Genomic DNA, 25,532 nt, shown 5'->3' with positions numbered 1-25,532 from the left:
ATAAAAAACGGCGAACCCTCCACCTAGGAGAATCCACCATCACAAATAACTGATTATTTCACACCTAGTTTTTTTGCTTTCTTAGGGATCCCGTCTTCCAGCACTTCCTCTCAAGCTGTTACACCTGGAATATAATGTGATTGCATTTGAAACAGGGCTTTGGGAAGCAGCAGCTGTTCAGCAAAATTTTGATAACTCAACCGCTACAGAAGCGATGAAACAATCCTTATACTCTGTATGGAAAACTGAGGAACTTGAACAATTATTTACCTATATGAAAGAACAAAAAGAAAAAGGAAAGCCACTCACATTAGCTGGTTTTGATATGAATTTGTTTTATAGATCTTCATTCCGCTCTTATGCAAAAGAATGGTTGCAAAAAGTAAATCCTGAAGTAAAGAGTGAATTTGATACAGCAGTGTCAGAGTTGATTGAACTGGATAGGTATTACAATAAAAATAAAACATATCCCTATGATCGGTTTAAAATGGAGATACAGCCCGTAATTAACAAGTTTGAAAAGGTTAGAATGTTTATTCAGAATCATAAATCTGAATTGATTCAAGTTACACCACATCCTACGTATGATGTGAAAGTCAGAGGTGGCATCTCCTCACCTAACCTGACAGACTATTCTTTTTATATCCGAGATCAAAAAATGGCACAAAACTTCGCATGGCTAACTGAAATGCAGTATGGAAACAAACTGGCCCCCTTTAACAAGTAATAATTTGTTCTGCACCCATGTTGATAATTCTTCTGGTAATCGGAATGTAACGGAACCATGTTGCTCTTTTATAATGACATAGGGATTGCGGAATTCTTCTTGAATGCCGATTCCAATCACTTGATACAATTTCCTGCACTGACTCGGAAACAATATATTTGGAATGTCTAATGATTCAATTTCATGAAAAGAATGACGGAATCTCACATCCATTGCAAATACCATCACACCAACTCCCAGCTATACGTAAAACACAATTAGTATACCGATGAGATCTATGTTGCGTGCAGAAATCCCCGTTTTCTCCCCAGACTTATCTACAAGAATAAAAAAGGAATCACAAGATATGTTCCCTTTTCACTATTTGTTTTCTACACTTTTAATTCCAATATTTCTAGATGCTGAATAGATCCGCCCCCTGGCAGGTAGACATCTTCCTCCTTCAGCAGGTATACGGAACTTTCCGTTTCTACTAGTGATGGAAGATTGCGCACGCCAAATAATAATACTTTTCCCCTATTGCCCAAATGACGTGGGGTATGCATGGAAATCGTAAGGTTGTTTATGCATGTAATTGTTCCTGTTCTTAAACATTTTCGGGTATCTATTTTTATTATGTTTTGCTTTTGTAGTATTTCTTATTTTTATTGTTTGATTGTTATGACTGGCATTTGCTCGTTTTCGGAAATTTCACTGTAACCAAAATAAAGTAGAAAAAACAATAAAATAATTGTCCAAATAAATATAAACACTTTATAACTATACTTCATATGAAAAACCTCATTTTCCCTATATAAGTGAATGTACATACACCCTATAAATCTAATTACATAAATTATCGGATGTTTTAGTAGTAGAGAATCATTAAGTATTAGGAATTGTTATTCATAAACATATCCAAGAATTCTTCAAAAAAATATCATCTAGGCATTTTAACATTTCATCAAAATGCACAGATGATATTTTGTACGTTTAGCTTGGTAATGCTTTTTATGTAATGAATTCTTATCTCTATTTCGCCTTAATGTTTATATGTACAAGAGTCTGTGTAGCAATTAGACTGTACTTTAAATATGTACTCAATTGTGTGTGGGAAAGGAAGCACATTTTATTTAAAGTGGTTACTTTAAAGCCCTTAATTAGTTGGTAGTCTTCTTCATTCAGACAAAAAGGAAATTTAAAGTGTGCACGTACTTTCAACTCAGACTTTTTACTACACACACTCCTATACACATAACAATATTTATAGTTTTTGTAACATTACGGAAATAACAAGAAATAATACCGAAACACTTATGATATATTGTAACAACTTAGTAATATTACTGTAACATAACGTGTATAATCGCACAATACTTTTTAACTGAAAATCAATAAATTTATGTAAGTACCCATAACATATTACATATTGTTTGTGAAACCTTTTAATGAACAAGTATAAGTGGATGGCGGGAATTGAACCCACATCAGAGGTTCTGGAGGCCCCTGTTTTACCCTTAAATTATACCCCCTCGTGGTCGGAATGACAGGACTTGAACCCGCACATTCAACGGCTACTAGATCCACAATCTAGCAAGTCTAGCATTTCGCCACAAACTCCATAAAAATAGAAAAAGACCACCGAATGTACTCGATTGTCTTTTTGCCATGCATATCTGCACAAGAAGTGTATACTTCAAACCCTTTAATATTTTTAGCTATGAGCATACTTATAAAACTCTAAAAACTATTTGATAATCTTTTAGAATCTAACTTTCTTTTAATACTATTTGCTATTTCTTCAATATTTTCATTTAGAAAGAAATGATTACCTTCAAAAGAATGAAAAGTACACGTTTTACTTGTGTATCGTTCCCATTTTATTACTTGATCATATGTAGTAAATTCATCATTTTTCCCATTAAATATAAGAAAATCAATATCACATGGTTGTGTATTTTTGTCATGAATATACGTCTCAACGATTTTAAAATCTGCTCTTAGAATAGGGAGAAAGATCTCCATTAATTCTTCTGATTGCAGTACCCCAGATGGTGTACCTCCCATTGCAATAACTTCGCTTTTAAATTGCTCATTAGAAAGATTATGTCGGATATTTCTTATTTTACTATTTGGATGATTTCTACCGGACAAAACAAGAAATTCAGGCGATACGTTTTTAGAATCTTTTATTTTTCTGGCTACTTCATAGGCGATCAAACTTCCCATGCTATGCCCGAATAGAATGTAGGGCGAATCATCTATCTGCATAACTATTTTATTGTAGACATCATTTACTGCCTCTTCCATACTTTGGTACAAGTTTTCTTCAATTCTATATCCTCTACCAGCTAACTCTACCGGGACTACCTCAATATATGGATTAAAGTGATTTTTCCATTTTGCGTAACTAAACGCAGATCCCCCAGCATGTGGAAAGCAAAAAAGTTTAGTCTTCTGCATTGATTTTCTCCTTACTTTCAAATTTGTATATAGTTTGGCAAATTGTATAAATGTCTTTAATTATTATCTCTTGAGGAAATTCATCTCTTGTTGCACAAGCAGATAACTTATAATTTGGATCAATGTTATATTGTTTAAAGTAAAAGTTTTTAGGTATATGCTTGTATGAAATTGAAGTTCGTGATTCTTTTTTTATAGAGAATGAATTTAATGGGGTATAAAGCCCTTTTCCAATCGTTTTTATATAGCTTTCTTTTAATGTCCATAAATCATAAAAATAATTAATTTGTTCATCAGAATTCATATTAGATATATCATAAAATTCTTCCGCTGAAAAAAATTCTTTTGCTAATTTAAAAGCCTCTATTTCTGAAACTTTTTCTATATCAATACCCACATTAAAATTAGCAGTAGTACAAACCACCCATTCTCCTGAATGAGACACATTAAAATGAAAGTCAGAAAAGTTTTCAACAAAAGGTTTTCCATACTCATTATATATAAATCTAATTTCTTCATTATTAATTTTATACTTTTGGCAGATTAGAGATCGGATTAGTAAATCCCCTATCAGGGTCCTATTAATGTCGCATGAATTTAATAATCGCTTCATTCGCTCTTTCTTCCCATTTGAAACCAAGTTACTAAGTTTCTTAAACAAATGACTTTCAATATTCTTTGGTATTTTCACAGCGTGAATTTGTATGATAAATCACGTCCTTTTTTAAAGAATGGCTTCATATATGAACGTTACAGAAACTCAAATTAACTTTATTAAATTGCATATACAATAGAAAAGGTGCATATTTACATATCAATGAAAATATGCACCTTCCCTCAGTAATATCATCAGGCATTCGCTTCTATTACAAAGATTTCTATGTCTCTACCAATTACTTTTTACATTATCCCCTTAAAAAGTAATGCTCTTAATATATTCATTATTCCCTACACTTGATATGCAGTTATTGGGCTGCCCTTTTCGTTCATAGCTTTGCATCTTTTATACCCTCTACTTTTCCGTTAATAAAATGGACTTCTCTTTTATTCCTTCAAATTCATTTAGTAGATACATAGCTATTTTTTCAACTGCAGGTGAATCTACTATTTCCTCATGTGATCCAGGGACTGAATACCTATTTACTCTACCTTTTAATAAAGGTCCCCAATCTGTAAACAACTCTTTTCCTTCCTCAGCACTAAAGTAGAGAACTTCTCCAGAGTATGGTATTAAATCATGCTCTGCCATTAAGTTCAGGCATTTCCTATGAGCATTGATAACTTGCTTCAAATTCATAAGATCTGCATCAGGCGGGAGTACTCCCTCCATAATTAATCGCTCCACAAGCATATCTTGTTTATGGATGAGGCCTTCTTCCTGCTCAGTAAAATCTCTAGGAATGAAATGCTCATATATATATGAGCGCATTTCTTCTCTTGTTTTATAGTCCTGCTCTGAAGGTACTTTAGTATCCATTAGTATCAACAACTCAACTTCCTCACCTTGATTCTTTAGTACAGTTGCGATTTTATAAGCAATTGCACCGCCTAAAGACCATCCTCCAAGACGATATGGACCTTCTGGCTGAACACGTTTTATTTCTTCGATGTAAAGTTGAATTACTTCCGGCAAAGTTAACTCGTCAATTTCTTTCTTTTCTATAAGAGGATTCTGTAAACCATAAAATGAACAATGGTTCTTAAGCAATCTTGCTAGTTGAATGTAACAGAATACATTCCCCATAAACGGATGAACGCAGAAGAAAGGTCTTTTCTCTGATTCTTGTAGTGGAACTAGCGCTGATACAGATTTTGTCATATCATGCTTATCACGAATAAGGCATGCGATTCCTTCCACTGTTGGATTCTTAATCATTGTAGACACCTTAATCTCTTTTCCAAACTTCTCCTTAATTTTTGAAATCAATTTAATTACAAGGAGAGAATGTCCCCCTCTATTAAAGAAATCATCATTTACATAGACATCTTCTATCTGTAACACATCCTGCCAGATTTTAATCAACTGATATTCAATTTCATCCCTTGGAATGATTGGTGTAGACAAATTATTTTCTCTTTGAATTGTTAAACTGTTCAATGCCTTTCGATCAACTTTTCCATTCGGTGTAAGAGGAATCTTGTCTACCTTTATAAAGTGTGCGGGAACCATATAATTCGGTACTTGTGTCTTGAGATATTCACGCCAGTCATGCATACTTCCATCTCCAACTACATAAGCAACCAATCTCTGCTCTCCTAATTTATCCTCTGTTACCAAAACTACTGCTTCTTTTACCAATGGATGCTTCTCTATACTCGCTTCAATCTCTTCAAGTTCAATACGAAAGCCCCTAATTTTCACTTGATTATCAATTCTTCTCAAGTAATCTAAATTACCATCAGGTAAATAACGAACCAAATCTCCCGTACGATATAAACGCTCTTCTTCATTAAATGGATGACGGATGAATCGCTCTGTTGTTAATTCTGGACGATTCAAGTATCCTCGCGCTATACCTGCACCACCAATATATAGCTCACCTGTTACACCAACTGGAACAGGTAACAAATTTTTATCTAATACATAAGTTTGAACGTTCGGCAACGGACGTCCAATTGTAACTCTCTTACTATCTGTTTCGATATGATAACACGTTGCATCAACCGTACATTCTGTAGGACCGTATACGTTATAAAAATCAATTTTTTCAGTCTCTACTAGCTGTTTCCATAATGACGGCATGATTGCTTCACCACCGACTAATATCTTACTTGGTACATGAACATCAGCACTTGTTTCTAGTAATCCTCCATCTATAAGTAATTGAAGTAATGAAGGTGTCATATCAAACATTTCCAATTTATTCTCCCTAATATAAGACACAAATCGTTCCGGATTAGTGCGAACTTCACTTGGGATAATATATAAACTTGAACCATACAGCAGCATTTGTAATTGCTGAATAGATACATCAAAGGCAATTGACGCATTCAAACCGACGCGCATATTACTAGGTATGTTATGTGAGAAAACTTCTTTTTGTAAACCATAGGAGAGGTTTATTACAGAATGGTGCTGTACTAAAGCCCCCTTTGGATTCCCTGTCGAACCAGAAGTATAGATAACATACGCTAAGTTTTCCCCTGTTACCTCACATATTGGTGAAAGTTTGCTTTCTTGAGAAAGCATTGCTTGATCCCTATCTAGGCAAACTGTCTTGATGTCTTTAGGTATCCATCCTAGTAATACCTCATTTGTAACTAACACTCTAATTCCCGTGTCTTCTAAAATATATTGCAGGCGGCTTTCCGGATTCGATGGATCTAATGGAACATAGGCTGCTCCAGCCTTCCAAATTCCCATGAGACCAACAACCATCTCAACTGAACGCTCAAAGCAAAGGCCAACTAATGACTCTGTCCCAATTCCACATTTCTGTAAATGATGGGCTAATTGATTAGCTCTTTCATTCAGCTCTCGATATGTTAGTTGCTGTTTTTCATCTACCACTGCCAACGCGTCAGGCGTACGATTTACTTGCTCTTCGAATAGTTGATGGATTGCATTCTCACGTGGATAGGATATAGTATTATTATTCCATTCTTCCAATAGCTTTCTTTGTTCAGCTTCCGTAATATATACTAGCTCCGATAGATTTTGATCAATGTTTTTGAGCATTTGCATTAACACTTGGTGTAAATGACCCAGCATTCGTTCAATGGTTACTCTATTAAACTTACTACGGTCATACATTAACTTTAACGATAACTGGATTCCTGGAACTACAGCTAACCCTAATGGGTAGTGGGTTTGTTCTACCCCTTCCAATTCACCAATTTCCAGATTTTCTGAAGACTCCTCTTTCACTGGATAATTTTCAAACACATATAAACTATTGAACAGCGGTATTCCTCTAGGAACTTCACTCCACCCCTGAATCTCTGTCAAAGAAGCATACTCATATTGTCTTCTTTCTATCTCTTCCTCTTGTATCTTCTGCAACCAATCTATTAATTTTATATCATCCATCAATTGAATTCGCGTCGGTGACGTTGTAATGAAAGGACCTACGATGTTTTCAACATCAATAATCTCCGTAGAACGCCCTGAGCTTGTTACACCAAAAACAATGTCATTTTCTCCACTATATCGGCTCATGAGATATGCCCATGCACCTTGAATTACTGTACTCAAAGTAAGTTTATTGCGTTTCGCCCATCCTTGTAACGCTTGAGTCTGCTCTTCTGATAAATACGTAACCTTCTCTGTGTAACCTTTTTCTTCCTCTTTACTTTCTAAGCCCAGCAAAGTTGGCGCAGTAAAACTTTTTAGCTTCTCTCTCCAGAATTGTTCCGCCTGCTCCTTATCTTGCTCTCTTAACCATTGGATATATTTCTTATATGGTGAGGACTTAGGTAACTTCACAGCTTCTCCATTCATTCTCTTCTGATAGACTGTAAGTAATTCATTAAATACTAATGGTAAACTCCATCCATCCAGTAAAATATGGTGATGGGTCCAAACAATCCGATATTCTTCCTCACCTTCTTGAATGACTGTTACCCGCATCAATGGTGCTTCATCAAATTGGAAGGCTTGTTTTCGATCTAATGCCAAAAAGACTTTTCTTTTTTCCTCTATCTCTTCACTTGTCATTGTACGCCAGTCTTCTTTGTTCACTTTAAATGGGATATTTTCATACACCACTTGTACAGGTTCTTCAATTTCGTCCCATACAAATGCTGTACGAAAAATTTCATGCCGCTGAATTACAGATTTCCACGCCTGCTCAAATGTAGAAATATTCATTTTCCCTCGAATCATAAAACTCAATTGCACTATATACGGTGCAACATGTTCATCCCCTTGGTCATGCAATGTGTGGAAAATCATACCTTCTTGCAAAGGTGATAGTGGATATAAATCAGTAATCTGATTGTTCTTTCCGCGATGCATTTTGTTTAGTACATTTGTCAAACCTTCTTGGCTAAGATTAGCCATTGCAAAATCCGAAATGGTCAGTGCAGATTCTCTATCTGAAAATTGAATCAATGTACTCAGTTGATATAGCATATTCTGTGCAATACTTTGAATCGTTGATTTGGCAAATTGTCCAACATTGTATACCCAAGTGAACTGAAGTTTTCCATCCGTTACAACCCCAATTACATCAATTACATGCGATCGCTTGGAACTGGCAGCATGATCTAAACGCTTAAATTCGTTCTCCGGAATAAACATTGCATCGCTAGAAAACATTTGGTCAAATTGTCCAAGATAGTTAAAACTAATAGACGGTGTATATTGGGAGCTTAATGGCTCACACATTGTTGTGTTCATGTAACGCAACACCCCATAATCAACACCCTTATTAGGAATTTTGCGAACTTGTTCTTTAACTGCTTTTAATGCTGCAATTGGGGTATTAGCACTAGTAATATTTAAATGAACTGGGTAAATACTTGTAAACCATCCCACAGTTCTCGATAAATCAACATCTTCAATAATCTCTTCTCGACCATGTCCCTCTAAATCTACGCTCAATATCGGCTGCCCCGTACATGCTGCCGTAGCTTGTACTAATGCTGCTAATAATACTTCATTGATTTGGACACGGTGAATGCTTAAAGTCTCTTGCAATAACATACGGGTCTCATTCTCATTTAACACCACAGTAATTTCCTCAGTTACTGCGCTTACTGGATTACTTATAGTACCATCTACCGGCAATTTAACTACGTCTTGTTCAGCCTGCTCCTCCCAGTAATGTAGCACTTCTTTTGATAGTCCAGTTTCAGCGTAATGATGTAATTTCTCCGACCATTCTTTAAAAGATGTACTCTTCATAGGTAATTGAATTTTCTGACCTTGGACTACTTGCGTATATGCTGTTTGCAAATCTTCCAATAAAATTCGCCAAGAAACACCATCCACGGCTAAATGATGAATTGTCCAAAATAATCGGCCAGCGTGCTCACCTTCATCAAAATACACCATTCTCATTAGCGGACCCTCATGTAAATTCAAACTTTCTTGTGCAACATTAATCTCTTTTTGAATAACCTGATGCCAATCCGCTTCCGGCACTTCGTCTAATGAAATGACAGTAAGCATCAATTGTTCTTCTATTCCTTCATTCCACTGTTTCCAAACCCCATTAGGTAAACGTTCATATCTTAAACGCAGAGCATCATGATGAAGTAGAAGGTTACCTGCCGCCTTTTCCAGTGATCCTATGTCCAATTTCTCTTTCGTTCTGAAGAACATGGATTGATTCCAATGATGTGGGTTAGGATGATTTTGTGCAAAAAACCTTTGCTGAATAGGTGTAAGTATCGTCTCTCCAGTTATAATTCCTTGTTCAGCTTGTACACCTTGTTCTTCTTTGACTACTTGCGCCAACTCAGCAATCGTTTGGTGTTCAAATATTTGTTTTGGTGTCAATTGTAAACCAGCTTGCTTCGCGCGCGCGACAATCTGAATGCTAAGAATTGAATCTCCACCAATTTCAAAGAAGTTATCATTCATACCAATACGTTTTGAACCTAGCACACGTTCCCAAATGATAGAAAGCTTATGTTCACGTTCATTTCTTGGGGCCACGTATCCTTCTTGTGTTCCTTGATAATCTGGTATAGGTAACGATTTCCGATCAATCTTTCCATTTATGGTTAGCGGTAATTCTTTCATTTCGACAAAGTAGGAAGGTATCATATGGATTGGCAGCTTTGTTTTAAGATACTCTCGCCATTCTTCTAAATTGCCTTCGCCCACTACATAAGCTACCAGCCTCTTATCTCCCGACTGATTTTCCCTAACCATTACAACTGCCTCTTTTACCAAGTCATGCTCTTGTAAAGTCGACTCAATCTCTCCAAGTTCAATTCGAAATCCTCTAATCTTCACTTGATTATCCATTCTTCCCAAGTAGTCTATATTACCATCAGGAAGATATCTCACAAGATCACCTGTTCTATATAACCTCTCGCCTTCTTTGAATGGATGAGAAATAAATCGTTCGGATGTTAACTCTGGACGATTCAAGTACCCCCTTGCTAGACCTGCTCCTCCGATATAAAGTTCCCCCATCACACCAACTGGAACTGGCAACCTATTTCTATCTAATACATAAGTTTGGATGTTAGGCAATGGACGCCCAATTGTTACTCTCTTACTATCTTTTTTGATATGATAGTATGTTGCATCAACCGTACATTCTGTAGGACCATATACATTATAAAACTGGATTTTATCAGTCTCTACTAGCTGTTCCCATAATGACGGCATAATTGCTTCACCACCAACCAGTACCTTACTTGGAACATGAACGCAATCGCACGTTTCTAACAATCCGACATCTATAAGTAATTGAAGCAATGAAGGTGTTATATCAAAGATTTCTAACTTGTTCTCCCTAATATAAGCTACAAACTGCTCCGGATCACTTCGTACTTCGCTTGGAATAATATACAAACTTGAACCATAAAGCAGCATTTGTAATTGCTGAATAGATGCATCAAAGGCAATTGACGCATTTAAACCGACATGCATGTTAGATGGTATCTCATGTTCGAAAACCTCTTTTTGTAAACCATGCGACAAGTTTATTACAGAATGATGCTGTATCAAGACACCCTTTGGGTTCCCCGTCGATCCCGAAGTATAGATAACATACGCTAGGTTTTCTCCTGTTACTTCACATTTTGGTGAAAGAATGCTTTCTTTTGAAATCATTGCCTGATCCCTATCTAGACAAACTGCCTTGACTTCTTTGGGGATCCAACCTTCTAATGACTCATTCGTAACTAATACTTGAATTTCAGTGTCCTCCAAAATATATTGTATGCGACTTTCTGGATATGATGGGTCCAATGGAACATACGCTGCTCCAGCCTTCCAGATCCCCATAATACTAACAATCATCTCAACTGAACGCTCAAAGCAAATTCCAACTAATGATTCAGTCCCAATCCCACATTGCTGAAGATAGTGGGCCAATTGATTAGCTTTTTCATTCAGCTCTCGATATGTTAACTGCTGTTTTTCATCTACCACTGCTACCGCATCAGGTGTACGATTTACTTGCTCTTCAAACAACTGATGAATCGTACTTTCCCGTAGATATGCTACAGCATTATTATTCCACTCTTCCAACTGTTTTTGCTGTAATCCTGATAATATAGGCAACTTAGCTAATGATTTATCAGGATTCTCCACGATTACATTCAACCAGTTTCCAAAATGTTCAGCCATGGATTCAATAGTTAAGCTGTCAAATAAATCAGTTCTATAAACAAAAGTAAGTAATAAACCCTCTTCCACTTCTGCAGCTGTTAAACTTAAATCAAACTTAGCGATTGGAGCATTACTTTCCATTACTTCTATATTTCTTCCATGTAGTTCTGGTAGCTTCTGTCCCGTATTTTGCAAAGTAAACATGGTTTGGAAAATCGGAGAATGGCTTGTATTTCGTTCAGGTTGGATAACCTCTACAATTTTCTCAAACGGAACATCTTGATACTCATACGCCTTCAATGCTTTTATCCGTACTTGAGATAACAACTCTTGAAATGCCGGTGCATTACTTAAATCAGCTCGATAAACCAAGGTGTTGACAAAGAAACCAATTAGCCCCTCAATTTCTCGATAATTTCGATTTGCAATTGGGCTGCCAACAATAATATCCGTTTGTCCCGTATAACGAGCAAGGAAACTTTGATACGATGCCAATAAGGTCATGAAAAGTGTGGCCCCTTCTTGACGACTTAGTTCGTTTAATTTATCCAGTAATGAGCGTGACAACAAAACATTATGAGTTAATCCATGATGGGTTTGCACTGGCGGACGCGGACGATCCATTGGCAACATTAAGACTGGTAACTCACCAGATAATTCTTCCTTCCAATATGCAAGTTGTTGATATAGTACTTCATCTTTCAACCATTCTCTTTGCCACTGAGCAAAATCGGCATATTGAACTGGTAGTGGTTCCAGCTCTGCTTGTTTTTCACCAATCGCATTCTCATAAAATGCCATCCATTCTTGAAGTAAGATTTCCATCGACCATCCATCTGAGATAATATGATGCATATTACACAGAAGAACCCATTCTTCTTCTGAAATTCTTATGAGTTTCCCACGGAACAATGGCCCTTGTTCTAAATCAAATGGAGATTCGACTTCAGTTTGAATCCATTGCTCCAACTTTCTTTCTCGCTCCTCTAATGAAAGCTTAGTTAAATCCATTTGGAGAAGCGGACGGAAAACGTACGGTTGAATCTGCTGCACAGGATAGCCATCCTCTTCATAAAATACAGTCCGCAAAGATTCGTGACGCTCTATCAACTGATTCCATCCCAACTCCAATGCTTCAGGTAACCAATTCCCTGTAAGGCGGCATGCCATTGGCATATTATAAAGTGCACTATTAGGTGCAAATTGATCAATAAACCATAAGCGCTGTTGGGCATAAGATAGTGGAATATTATTTCCGCGTTCCATCGGCACCAATGGTGGAATTTCTCGTTTTTCGCTCCCCTTACGTAACTGATCTATTCGTTTCGATAATGCCTCGACCGTTGAATATTCGAACAGTTCACGTACCGGTAATTTGATTTGAAAGACTTCCTGTAAGCGTGAGACCACTTGTGTAGCAAGTAGAGAGTGACCACCGAGCTCAAAGAAAGAATCCTGAACACCAATTTCTTTTATTCCTAGCACTTGACTCCACACTGAAGCGATAAGTTCTTCCAGCGGAGTTCGTGGGTATACAGTATTTTCGACGGATTGTTCACTAAGTATAGGCAATGCCTTCAAATCAAGTTTTCCATTCGGTGTAAGTGGTAAAAATTCCATCTCAATAAAGTTTGTTGGAACCATGTAATTAGGTAAATGTGTTTGTAGATGTTCTCGCCATTCATGTAAACTTCCTTCACCAACTACATAAGCTACTAATCTCTTGTTACCTTGATTATCCTCTCGTACCAATACAACTGCTTCCTTCACAGAAGAATGTGCCTGCAAAACAGCTTCTATTTCTCCCAATTCAATCCGGAAACCACGAATTTTCACTTGGTCATCTATACGTCCATGGAACTGGAGATTACCATCAGAAAGATAACTTGCTTTGTCTCCTGTATAATAGAGACGTTCTCCTGACTTGAAAGGATGTGGAATAAATTTTTCCTTTGTAAGATCCGGACGATTAGCATATCCACGTGCAAGACTCTTCCCTCCAATATAGAGATCTCCAATTACACCAATTGGTACTAGCTGAAGATGAGAATCTAACACATAAACTTCTGTATTCGCAATCGGTCGACCAATCGATGGCGTACCTGTTGTCACTCCTACAGGTACATAACAATCTGTGGTAACAACGGTATTTTCCGATGGACCATACTGATTAATTACCGCAAAAGGAATATCGTTAGATGGGTACTGCGTTAATTGATCCCCACCAGTAATGATAAAACGAAGATCCGTTTTATCTGGCCAAGATAATTTCAAGAGCCTTTCCAGAATAGGCGTAGGTGCAAAGCTAGCTGTTATTCGTGAATCGATGAGCCAGTCCCTTAGTGCTTCTGGATTAATTCTCAGTTCCTCTGTTGACAAGTAGAGTGCTGCACCAGCAGTTAGATACGGCCAAATCTCCTGGACAGCCGAATCAAAAGCAACCCCTGCAATCTGAGTCGCACGATCCTCTGCTGAAATATGATAAACTTCCTGATGCCAAGAAACCATATTCATTAATGAGCGATATTCAACCATGACACCCTTCGGTTTTCCTGTAGAACCAGAGGTATAGACAATATAGGCTAAGTTCTCTGGATTTATTTGACGTGTAGGTGCGATTACGCTTTCCATCGTTAATTCTTCTAACCTCACCATTTCGACGTGTGCGAAATGTCCTTCTTGTCCTTCCGCCGTCACTACAAATTGAATTCCTGCATCTTCAATCATGTATTCTAACCTTGATTTTGGATACAACGGATCTAAAACGACATAAGCTCCACCAGCTTTTAAAATGCCTAGTAAACTTGCCATCAGCTCAGCTGACCTCGAAAGATAAACTCCTACCACTGACTCTGGGGCTACTCCCTTTCGCTGTAAAACATTTGCCAACTGATTTGCTTGTGCATCCAGTTCACCATAAGTCCACTGTTTTGTTTGATCAACTACCGCAATCGCATCCGGACGCCTTGCTACTTGCTCCTCAAATCTGTCGCAAATAAGACCCTGATGAGACATTTCCATTACAGTGTCATTCCATGTTTCTAATAACAAAGTACGCTCGGGTTCTGATAGCATGCTCAGGTCATGCAACGGATTTTGTGGGCGATAAGAAACTTCATGTAGCCATTTCTCAAAGTGTCCTGCCATCCGTTCAATAGTAGTAGCATTGAATAAATCCTTATTATACTCAAAAGTAAAAAGTAATCCCTCTTCCGTCTCAACTGCCATTACACTTAAATCAAACTTTGCAATTGGACTATAGCTTTCTATCATTTCAATACTTCTACTAGACAACACCGGTAATTCTTGTTTCATATTTTGCAAGATGAACATAGTCTGGAAGATTGGCGAATGACTTGTACTTCGTTCCGGTTGCACAACTTCTACAATTTTTTCAAATGGAATATCTTGATATTCATACGCCTTCAATGCCTTTTGACGAACCTGATACAGTACATCTTGAAATGTCGGCCTACCACTCAAATTAGCTCGATAAACCAGCGTGTTAACGAAGAAACCAATTAGTCCTTCAATTTCTCTATAATTCCGATTCGCAATTGGGCTTCCGACCAGAATATCTTCTTGTCCCGTATAACGAGATAGAAAACTTTGATATGCAGCTAAAAGCGTCATGAAGAGTGTAGCCCCTTCTTTTCGACTAAGTTCATTCAATTTATCATGTAGCGTGCTTGGCAGAACCATAGTGTATGTCGACCCGTGATGAGTTTGTATTGCGGGACGCGGGCGATCCACAGGAAGTTGGAGTACAGGAAGCTCCCCAGACAATTCTTCCCTCCAATATTGGAGTTGTTGATCAAGCACCTCCTCCTTTAGCCATCCTTTTTGCCACTGAGCAAAGTCGGCATATTGAACCGGTAATGGTTCAAGTTCCGCTACCTTTCCATCCGTTGCTTTCTCATAAAATGCCATCCATTCTTCAAGTAGGATTCCCATTGACCATCCATCTGAAATGATATGATGTAGAGTACAAAGGAGTATCCATTCTTCCTCTCCCACATGCAAAATACTTGTCCTGATTAATGGACCCTCTGTTAAATCAAATGGCACTTCTGTTTCTTGTTGAATTAAACGTTTAACTTCTTCTTCTTGATCTTCAGAAGAAAGCATAGTTAAATCCGTTTTCGGAATTGATTGAAAAGCATACGGTTCAATTTGCTGTACGGGTTGACCGTTCACTTCGTGAAAGACCGTCCGCAGTGATTCATGACGTTCTATTAGTTGATTCCATCCCGTTTCCAATGCTTCAAGTAGCCAATTCCCTGTAAGGCGACATACCATTGGCATATTGTAAAGGGCACTATTAGGTGTAAATTGATCAATGAACCATAAGCGTTGTTGGGCATAAGATAGTGGGATAGCTTCTCCTCGTTTCATTGGTATTAGCGGCGGAATCTCTCGTTTTTTATCTCCTTTACGTAACTGATCTAATCGCTTTGCCAGTGACTCCACCGTTGTATATTCAAATAGTTCACGTACTGGTAATTCGATTTGAAAAATTCCCTGTAAACGTGACACTACTTGAGTAGCTAGTAGTGAATGACCACCGATTTCAAAAAAGGAATCCTGAACACTAATATTTTTTATTCCTAACACTTGACTCCAAACGGAAACGATAAGCTCCTCCACTGGTGTTCGTGATGAAGTAATATCTTCACTTATGAACTGTTCTTCTAATTCCAGTAAGGCTTTCCGATTCACCTTACCATTTGGAGTGAGTGGCATACCTTCAATTTTGAAAAAGTATGCCGGAACCATATAATGTGGCAGTTGCTTCTTGAGATATTCACGCCACTCTCCAGTATCCCCTTCACCCACTACATAAGCTACTAACTGCTTATCTCCTGGTCGATCTTCCTTCACCAACACGACTGCCTCTTTTACAGATGAGTAATCATGTAAAGCTGCTTCAATTTCTCCCAATTCAATTCGGAATCCTCTAATTTTAACTTGGTTATCTATTCTTCCAATATATTCTAAGTTACGATCATTCATATATCTCACCAAGTCACCCGTTCGATATAATCGTTCCCCGTCCTTAAAAGGATGCGAAATAAAACGTTCAGTAGTTAAATCCGGTCGATTGAAGTAGCCACGTGCCAATCCTACTCCTCCAAGGTAAAGTTCCCCTGCCACACCAATCGGGACGACTTGTTGATATTGATCTAGCACATACAACTCTGTATTATCAATCGGACGACCAATCGGAATAAGCATTGCTTCTTTTTCTAAATCACAATCATAATAAGTCACATCCACAGTTGCTTCAGTAGGACCATACAAGTTAATTAACTTTGTTTGCTGAGCATTGTAAAAGATCCCCTTAAACCGGCGAACCTGCTCAGTGTTTAACGCTTCTCCACTAGTAAAAACTTGAATTAAAGACGAGACATCCCTTTTCGAATTATATAGTTCCATATAATCTAAGAAAGTAGATAACATCGACGGAACAAAGTGCATGGTGGATACACGGTATCGTTCAATATACTCCTCAATCACCGCAGGATCTTTCTCTCCTCCTGGTGGAAGTAAACAAACACGTGCTCCTACAAATGACCACCAAAATAATTCCCAGACAGAAACATCGAACGAAAACGGTGTCTTTTGTAGGATTGTATCCTCCTCGGACAATGGATATTTTTTCTGCATCCACTGTAGGCGATTGATAACGGAATGATGTTCAATCATTACCCCCTTTGGATTTCCCGTCGAACCCGAAGTGTATATGATATAGGCTAAGTTATTTGCTGTTACTCCACTTACCGGAGCTAAATTACTCTCTTTAGAAATCATCACTTGATCCCGGTCTAAACAAATTGCTTGAATATCTTTAGGTAACCAGTCCTGTAGTGTTTCTTTTGTTAACAGCACTTGAATTTGTGAATTCTCCAAAATATATCTCAGGCGGTTTTCGGGATAACTTGGGTCCAGTGGGACATAAGCCCCACCTGCCTTCAAAATCCCAAAGAGACCGATAATCATATCAGGAGAACGTTCAATACATATACCGACCAATGATTCAGGTCCGATACCTCGTTTTTGTAGAAAACGTGCCAATTGATTCGATTTTTCATTAAGTTCTTGATACGTTAGCTTTCCACCCTCATAAACTACCGCCACTGCATCAGGTGTCCGTGCAACTTGCTGCTCAAATAGCTCATGAATCATACAATCATGACCATAAACTACGTCCGTATCATTCCATTCTTCTAGGAGTTGTTTTTGCTCATTATCCGATAACATTGACAGCTTTGTAAATGATTCATCTGGATGATACGTGATTTCATTTAGCCAGTTCTCAAAATGTCCTGCCATACGTGCAATGGTACTACTATCAAATAAATCCGTGTTGTATTCAAATGAGACGAATAGACCTTCTTCCACTTCATAGGCAGTTAAGCTCAAATCAAATTTAGCAATAGACATATTACTTTCTACCATTTCAATACTTCTATCAGGCAAATCTAGTCGTTCTTGTTTTATATTCTGTAGCGTAAACATGGTCTGAAATATAGGGGAATGACTCATGCTTCGTTCAGGTTGCACAGCTTCTACTACTTTTTCAAATGGTATATCTTGATATTCGTAAGCTTTTAACGCCTTTTTCTTTGTTTGGTTCAAAATCTCTCGAAAAGTAGGGGTGCCACTCAAATCTGATCGATAAACCAACGTATTAACAAAGAAACCAATTAATCCTTCTACTCCCTTATGGTTTCGATTTGCAATCGGACTACCAACTAGAATATCTTTTTGTCCCGTATAACGAGCAAGAAAGCTCTGGTATGCGGCCATTAAAGTCATAAATAAAGTAGATCCTTCTTGTCGACTTATATCCTTCAATTGACTGAGCAATTTATAAGGAAAAATTACATGATGCGTAGCCCCAGAGTAAGTCTGTTTAACCGGTCGAGGTCGATCCACTGGCAGTTGTAAGATAGGAAGTTCACCAGACAATTCTTCCTGCCAATACGTAAGCTGACGATTTAGCACATCACCTTGCAACCACTCCTTTTGCCACTTCGCAAAGTCTGCATATTGAATGGATAGTGAACTTAATTTAGCATGATTTCCGCCCGTTTCTTCTTCATAGAAAGCAAGTAATTCATTCATGAATATACCAATGGACCAAGCATCAGAAATAATATGATGCATCGTACACAGTAATAACCATTCATCCTTCTCTAATTGAACAAGCTGATTACGAATTAAAGGACCATTCATTAAATCAAATGGTTCTTGCGCTTCTCTCGCAATTAAACTATCTACCTCTTTTTCTTTTACTTCTAGAGGAAGTTGAGAGTAATATCTTACAGGTAATGCTCTAGGAAGGAATTCGACAATTTGTTGCACGGGTTGTTCTCCTACTTCTTTAAAAACAGTTCGTAATGATTCATGGCGTTCAATGAGTCGATTGAATCCCTTTTCTAATGCTTCAGGTATCCAATTTCCTTTTAGATGCCATACTGTTGGAATATTATATAAAGAACTGTTTGGATTAAATCTGTCCATAAACCACAAGCGTTGTTGTGCATAAGACAACGGGAGTGCTTCTTTATTCTCCTTTTTTTGCATTTGCTTCTGAAGCCATGCTCTCTTCTCAGGAGAAAGTGAACTCAGCTTTGCAAGTAAATCACTTCTCATTTTTTTACCCCTTCCTCAATCAAATTACTCTCGAATATCCCTTGTGCTTCTTCCTCTGATAGCTCCTCTAATTGCTTAAGTAGTTCCAATAATTCTTCATCATTACTGACTTCTGCTTCTTTTTGAACATAGTCTTGAAGACTTACATTCTCCTTACTATCATTCTGCATTTCTTGATTTTTGTTATCGAGCAATTGATCAATCTGTTCTGCCAATTGCTGCACCGTATGAAACATAAATAAATCATGCAATGGTATCTCGATTCCAAAAGCCTCTTTAAGATTGGAAACAGCTTGCGTAGCGAGTAGTGAATGGCCACCAATTTCAAAAAATGAATCTTGAATTCCGATGTTTTCCATACCTAAAACTTCATGCCATATCGAAACGATTGTTTTTTCCGTAGACGTACGAGGAGCAATATAACCACTTGCTATCTCCTGTCTCTCTGGTGCTGGTAAGGCCTTCCTATCAATTTTCCCATTAGGAGTGAGTGGAAATGCATTTAATCCAACAAAATAGGCTGGAATCATATAATTTGGTAGTTGATCCTTGAGATAATCACGCCACTTTTGAGCATCCCCGTCTCCTACAACATAGGCGATCAAACGCGGATCGCCAGGATAATCTTCCTGCACCATCACAATAACTTCGTTAACCAGTGTATGCCTTTGTAATGTCGCTTCAATTTCTCCTAGTTCAATCCGGAACCCACGAATTTTCACTTGATGATCGATTCGTCCAACATACTCCAAATTTCCATCTGGTAAATACCTTACTAGATCTCCAGTCCGGTATACTCGCTCTCCTTCTTTAAACGGATGCGGTATAAAACGATCTTGCGTTAAGTCAGGGCGGTTTAAATATCCACGCGCTAACCCTGATCCACCAATGTATAGCTCACCAACTACACCAATTGGAACCATTTTTTGTTCGGCACTCAGTACATATACTTCTGTATTGAATATTGGTTTACCAATTGGTGGTACCCTATGCATGTCACACTTTTCTAATTCCATATACGTGGAATACGTAGTATCTTCGGACGGTCCATATAGGTTGTACACCTTTTCGATCGTACTTCTCTCGTATAAATCTTGAACAAGCGAATATGGCAATGGTTCTCCAGCCAAATTCATCACCTTTACCGAAGAAGGGATTGTTTTTGCTCGAACCAGTTCCTTCGCTGCCGATGGTACAGTATTAACCAAAGTTACACCTTTGGTAGACAACTTCTCTAGATGTAGAGCATTTTCAGTGACAATCACCTTACCACCCATCGTTAAGGGAACAAATACTTCAAAAACGGATAAATCAAAAGATAGCGAAGTTGAAGCTAACACTCCCGCTAATTCCTTTCGGGAATACGTATGATGCGCCCAATGAATCATTGTTACTGTATTCCTGTGCTCAATCATTACTCCCTTTGGATTTCCAGTGGAACCTGAAGTATAGATAATATAGGCTAAGTTATCGCCCGTCACTTCACTCGTACATACCGTAGTTACTTCTTGTTCTATTTCTGCTCGATTACTATCAATACAAATCACGTTGACGAATTTAGGTATAACCATTTTTTGTTGTAACTTTTCCTGTGTCACCAGTACCTTTATTTGAGCATCTTCTAAAATGTACTGTAGTCGACTTTCCGGATACGCTGGATCAATTGGGACATATGCTCCTCCCGCCTTCATAATTCCTAAGAGACCGACAATCATCTCAGATGAACGTGTGACGCAAATCCCAACTAATGATTCGCATGTTACACCATTTTTTTGTAAATAATGTGCCAACTGATTCGAGCGTTCGTCCAACTCTCGATATGTTAGTTCTTCATCTTCGCACACTACTGCAATTGCTTCTGGTGTTTTTTTCACCTGTTCTTCAAACATTGTATGAATCGTACTTTCTTCCATATCTATAACACGCGATTTATTCCATTCCTCTAGTAGTTGCTTATATTCTACTTTCGATAACATATTCAGTTCTGATAATACACCTTTTGGATGAGAGACAATTTGATTTAACCAATGCTCAAAATGACTTGCCATACGTTCAATGGTTGTATCATCAAACAAATCAGTATTGTATTCAAAGGTTAGTGATAATCCTTCTTCCGTCTCAGTAACAAATAAACTCAAATCAAATTTCGCTACAGAAGCATGGCTTTCCATGAGTTCCATTTGTCTTTCAGATAGCTGAGGAAATTCTTGCTTCGCATTCTGTAAAGTAAACATAGTTTGGAATATTGGTGAATGACTTGTATTCCGTTCCGGCTTTACGGATTCTACCACTTTCTCAAATGGGATGTCCTGATACTCGTATGCTTTTAGTGCTTTTTTTCTTACCTGCGACAAAAGTTCTTGGAACGACGGATTTTCACTGAAATCAGCTCGATAAACCAACGTATTTGCAAAGAAACCTATTAATCCCTCAATCTCTTTCACATTTCGATTAGCGATTGGGCTTCCAACCAAGATGTCATCCTGTCCTGTATAACGAGAAAGGAAGCTTTGATACGCTGCCATCAATGTCATAAATAAAGTGCATCCTTCTTGCAGACTTAAATCTTTGAGCTTTTCCTGTAGGGAATTCGCCACTATTAAGGACTGACTTGCACCACGATGGGTTTGAACTGCAGGTCGAGGACGATCCATCGGTAATTGTAAAACCGGTAGTTCCCCAGATAATTCTTCCTTCCAATATTGAAGGTGCTGATTCAAATTTTCTTCTTTTTGCCATTCCTTCTGCCACATGACAAAATCTGCATATTGGATAGATAATTCCTTCAATTCCGCCGGTTTGCCGCTTAATGCTCCTTCATAAAAAGCCATCCATTCTTCAAGTAAGATTCCCATTGACCATCCATCTGAAATAATATGATGCATCGTACAAATGAGAATCCATTCTTCCCTGTCCACTTTCAATATTCGTGTTCGAATCAGAGGATCTTGTCCAAAATGAAATGGTTCCTCAGCTTCGTTTTGAATGAGCCGTTTCATTTCTCTTTCCCTATCTTCCAAAGAGAGATCTGTTAGATTCGTTTGAGGAATATGTCTGAATACATGAGATTGAACTTGTTGAAAAGGTTCACCCTCTTGTTCTAGAATTATCGTCCTTAATGATTCATGACGCTCCAACAATTGATTCCATCCGGCCTCCAATGCTTCAATTGACCATTCACCTGTTAAGCGACACGCTGCATGAATATTGTACATAGCACTATTTGGCATTAATTGATCAATAAACCATAGACGTTTCTGCGCATAGGAAAGTGGGATAATTTCTTCTCGTTTCATAGGTACAAGGGGAGCAACCTCTCGTTTTTTATCTTCTTTTCGTAACTGATCCACCCGTTTCGCCAATGCTTCCACTGTATCGTGCTTGAAAAGTTCACGTAATGGAATTTTAATTTGGAACAGTTCTTGCAATCGAGAGACAATTTGAGTAGCAAGTAGTGAGTGCCCACCACGTTCAAAGAAGGAATCTTGAATACCAATATTTTCTGTTCCTAACACTTGGCTCCAAACCGAGGCAATAAGCTCTTCCGATGGCGTCCGAGGTAGCACATTTAAATCTTCAATAGCTTGCTCATCAGGTGCTGGCAAGGCCTTTCGGTCAAATTTCCCATTCGGAGTAAGCGGGAAGTGTTCTAACTCTATAAAGTGCGCTGGAATCATATGATTCGGTAATTGGTTTTGTAAATACTCTCTCCACTCTTGGGTATTTCCATCGCTTATTACATATGCAACCAATCGTTGATCACCTGGACGATCTTCTCTAACTAATACGACAGCCTCTTTAATAAACGAACATTTTTCTAAAGTGGCTTCAATTTCTCCTAATTCAATCCTAAAACCACGCATTTTGACTTGATGATCCATTCTACCTATAAATTCTATATTTCCATCAGTTAGATATCTTACTGAATCTCCTGTTCGATATAGTCGTTCCCCCAATCGAAATGGGTGCGAAATGAATTTTTCAGTAGTAAGATTCTGACGATTTAAGTATCCACGCGCTAAACCAGCACCACCAATATATAACTCACCCTCAGTTCCTATTGATTGCAAGCGTTGATTTTGGTCTAATACATATAATTGCGTGTTCTGTATTGGCTGCCCAATAGAAACAAATTCTTGATTAGGCTGAATATCAAATGCATTCACATAAATAGTGGCTTCAGTTGGTCCATAAAAGTTGGTTAATTTCACTTGTCCACTATAATTCCATTTCTGTTGAAATCGTCTAACTAACCCTGAACTTAGTTCTTCTCCACCAGAAAATACATGGCGTACGGACGAACAATTCATGTTCATTTCAATATGATTGAAGTGATCTAAGAAAACAGATAACATCGAAGGTACAAATTGAACTATAGTAACCTGATGTTGTTTAATCACTTCAGCTATAATAGAAGGATCTTTTTCTCCACCTGGAGGTAGGAAAGATACACTTGCACCAACGTGAATGCCCCAAAACAATTCCCAAACAGAGACATCAAATGAGAATGGCGTTTTCTGCAAGACCACATCCTTTTCAGAGAGCGGATATTTATGTTGCATCCATTCTAGATAATTAATTACTGAATGATGCTCAATCATTACTCCCTTTGGATTCCCTGTAGATCCTGAAGTATACATAACATACGCTAAATTTTCTCCTGTTACACCACTTATACATGGGGTTGTTTCTTCTTTTTCAATTGCAGTATAATCTTTATTCATACAAATCGTTTCAATATTTTCAGATACAAACAAATTTTTAGAATTCTCTTCCGTCACTAGTACTTCGATTCCAGCATCCTCTAATATATATCGAAGTCGACTCTCTGGATAAGTAGGGTCAAGTGGAACATACGCTGCTCCTGATTTTAGAATACCTAATAACGCTATCATCATTTGTAATGAACGTTCCATATATACCCCAACTAGAGACTCTGGGCCTACACCATGCTTTTGTAAATAATGAGCTAGCTGATTTGCACGCTTCTCCAACTCTTTATAGGTAATTTGTTCATTTTCGTAACTAGCCGCGATTGCTTCCGGTGTTTTTTTAACTTGCTCCTCAAACATCGTATGAATCATGCCTTCAGCCGAATAATTAACTTGAGTATGATTCCATTCCTCTAGTAACTGTATCTGTTCTTCTTCTGTTAAATGAGTAATTTCAAATAGTTTTGAATCTAGGCTCTTCGTCATCTGAATTAATATTTGCAATAAGTGATTCTGAATCCGATTTATTGCTTCTTCATTAAAATAGCTTCGATCATACATCAACTTTAAAGTAATTTTCTTACCGGGCATTACAATGAGTGTTAAAGGATAATTTGTTTGTTCCGTGCTTGTAACATCTAGTAATCTTAAATCATCATTTCTCTCACCTTGAATTGGATAATTTTCAAACACATACAAGGTATGAAATAAGGAGCTATTTCGCGGAACCTCACTCCAGCCTTGAATATCTATCAACGAATTATACTCATACTGTCTTCGTTCCATTTCTTTCATTTGTATTTTACGAAGCCAATCTACTACTGATGTATTATCCGCTAATCGAATTCTGGTAGGCAATGTGTTAATAAATAGCCCGACCATATTCTCTGCTCCTATTAAATCAGTAGGACGTCCAGCGCTAGTTACGCCAAATACGACGTCACTGTCACCGCTATACCTACTCATCAAATAAGCCCATGCACCTTGTACTAACGTATTCAACGTTAATCGACTATTTCGTACCCACTCTTGTAAATTCTCAGTAAGTTCCTCAGATACTTGATAAGCAAACTCCCCATAACCCTTCTCTTGTCCTTGATCCTTTCTTTCCATTGCTAATGGAGTAGGTGCATAGAACCCTTTTAATTCTTCTTTCCAAAATTCCTCTGCTTGACTTTGATCTTGTTTATTTATCCATTGGATATATTTTTTATAAGGAAGAGATTTAGGAAGATTCAACAATTCTCCCTTTATCATCTTGAGATAAACTTCCATCACTTCACTAAAGACCAATGACACACTCCATCCATCTAGTAAAATATGATGATGTGTCCAAATAATTCTCGTTTCCCCTTCTGCTTCTTTAATCGCAGTGACTCTCATCAATGGTGCTTCATCCAATAAAAATCCTTTGCTACGATCTGCAGTCAAAAACTGGTGTAATTTCTTCTCCTTCTCCTCATGCGAATGGGTACTCCAATCCTCTTGATGAATAGTAAAAGGAAGACGTTCGTAAACTGCTTGTAGAGGTTTTTCTACTTCCTCCCAAACAAATACTGAGCGCAGAACCTCATGTCGTTGAATAACATATTCCCAAGCTTTTTCAAAAGTAGCAACATCCAATTGCCCCCCGAGCAAGAAACCTACTTGTACAATATAGGAAAAAGAATATTCATCATCTTGATCGTATAAAGTATGAAACAGTATTCCTTTTTGCAAAGGTGATAAACCATATATATCAATAACGTCTCCCATT

General features: G+C 37.8%; 6 protein-coding genes. 1 reads left to right on the top strand and 5 read right to left on the bottom strand.

Translation table 11 applies throughout. The features are described 5' to 3' along the window. The first annotated feature begins 136 nt into the window (after positions 1 to 136). Positions 137 to 727: an erythromycin esterase family protein gene (locus tag GD442_RS11790; protein ID WP_002042143.1), complete on the top strand. Its 591-nt coding sequence runs from the start codon at positions 137 to 139 to the stop codon at positions 725 to 727. Here GD442_RS11790 and GD442_RS11785 read toward each other — a convergent pair. From GD442_RS11785 to GD442_RS11765, 5 genes are all read right to left on the bottom strand, one after another. Continuing rightward, positions 680 to 952, bottom strand: coding sequence for a hypothetical protein (locus tag GD442_RS11785; RefSeq protein ID WP_002164541.1), 273 nt, complete (start codon positions 950 to 952; stop codon positions 680 to 682). The genes GD442_RS11790 and GD442_RS11785 overlap by 48 nt on opposite strands. 1,494 nt (positions 953 to 2,446) lie before the next feature. Continuing rightward, complete coding sequence (locus tag GD442_RS11780) at positions 2,447 to 3,169, bottom strand: thioesterase II family protein (RefSeq protein WP_001172948.1); 723 nt, start codon at positions 3,167 to 3,169, stop codon at positions 2,447 to 2,449. Then, positions 3,156 to 3,860 carry a 4'-phosphopantetheinyl transferase family protein gene (locus tag GD442_RS11775; protein WP_002042141.1) on the bottom strand — a complete coding sequence of 235 codons (705 nt, stop codon included), beginning with the start codon at positions 3,858 to 3,860 and terminating at the stop codon, positions 3,156 to 3,158. Before GD442_RS11775 ends, GD442_RS11780 begins: the two co-directional genes overlap by 14 nt. A gap of 321 nt (positions 3,861 to 4,181) precedes the next feature. Beyond that, positions 4,182 to 19,064, bottom strand: a complete 14,883-nt coding sequence (locus tag GD442_RS11770; RefSeq protein ID WP_001255764.1) for a non-ribosomal peptide synthetase — start codon at positions 19,062 to 19,064, stop codon at positions 4,182 to 4,184. Further along, entirely contained in the window at positions 19,061 to 25,531 is a 6,471-nt protein-coding gene (locus GD442_RS11765) for a non-ribosomal peptide synthetase (protein ID WP_000503051.1), read from the bottom strand. Before GD442_RS11765 ends, GD442_RS11770 begins: the two co-directional genes overlap by 4 nt. Between the last annotated feature and the right edge of the window lies 1 nt (position 25,532).

This window comes from Bacillus sp. A260 (assembly GCF_009861435.1).
Lineage (GTDB): Bacteria > Bacillota > Bacilli > Bacillales > Bacillaceae_G > Bacillus_A > Bacillus_A cereus.
Note: the sequence above shows the minus strand (reverse complement) of the source record. Positions and strands in the feature narration are given on the sequence as shown.

Coding starts and splice junctions, on each gene's coding strand:
- GD442_RS11770 (WP_001255764.1), bottom strand. CDS start 19,064: ATGAGAAGTGATTTACTTGCAAAGCTGAGTTCACTTTCTCCTGAGAAG.
- GD442_RS11765 (WP_000503051.1), bottom strand. CDS start 25,531: ATGGGAGACGTTATTGATATATATGGTTTATCACCTTTGCAAAAAGGA.
- GD442_RS11780 (WP_001172948.1), bottom strand. CDS start 3,169: ATGCAGAAGACTAAACTTTTTTGCTTTCCACATGCTGGGGGATCTGCG.
- GD442_RS11785 (WP_002164541.1), bottom strand. CDS start 952: ATGGTATTTGCAATGGATGTGAGATTCCGTCATTCTTTTCATGAAATT.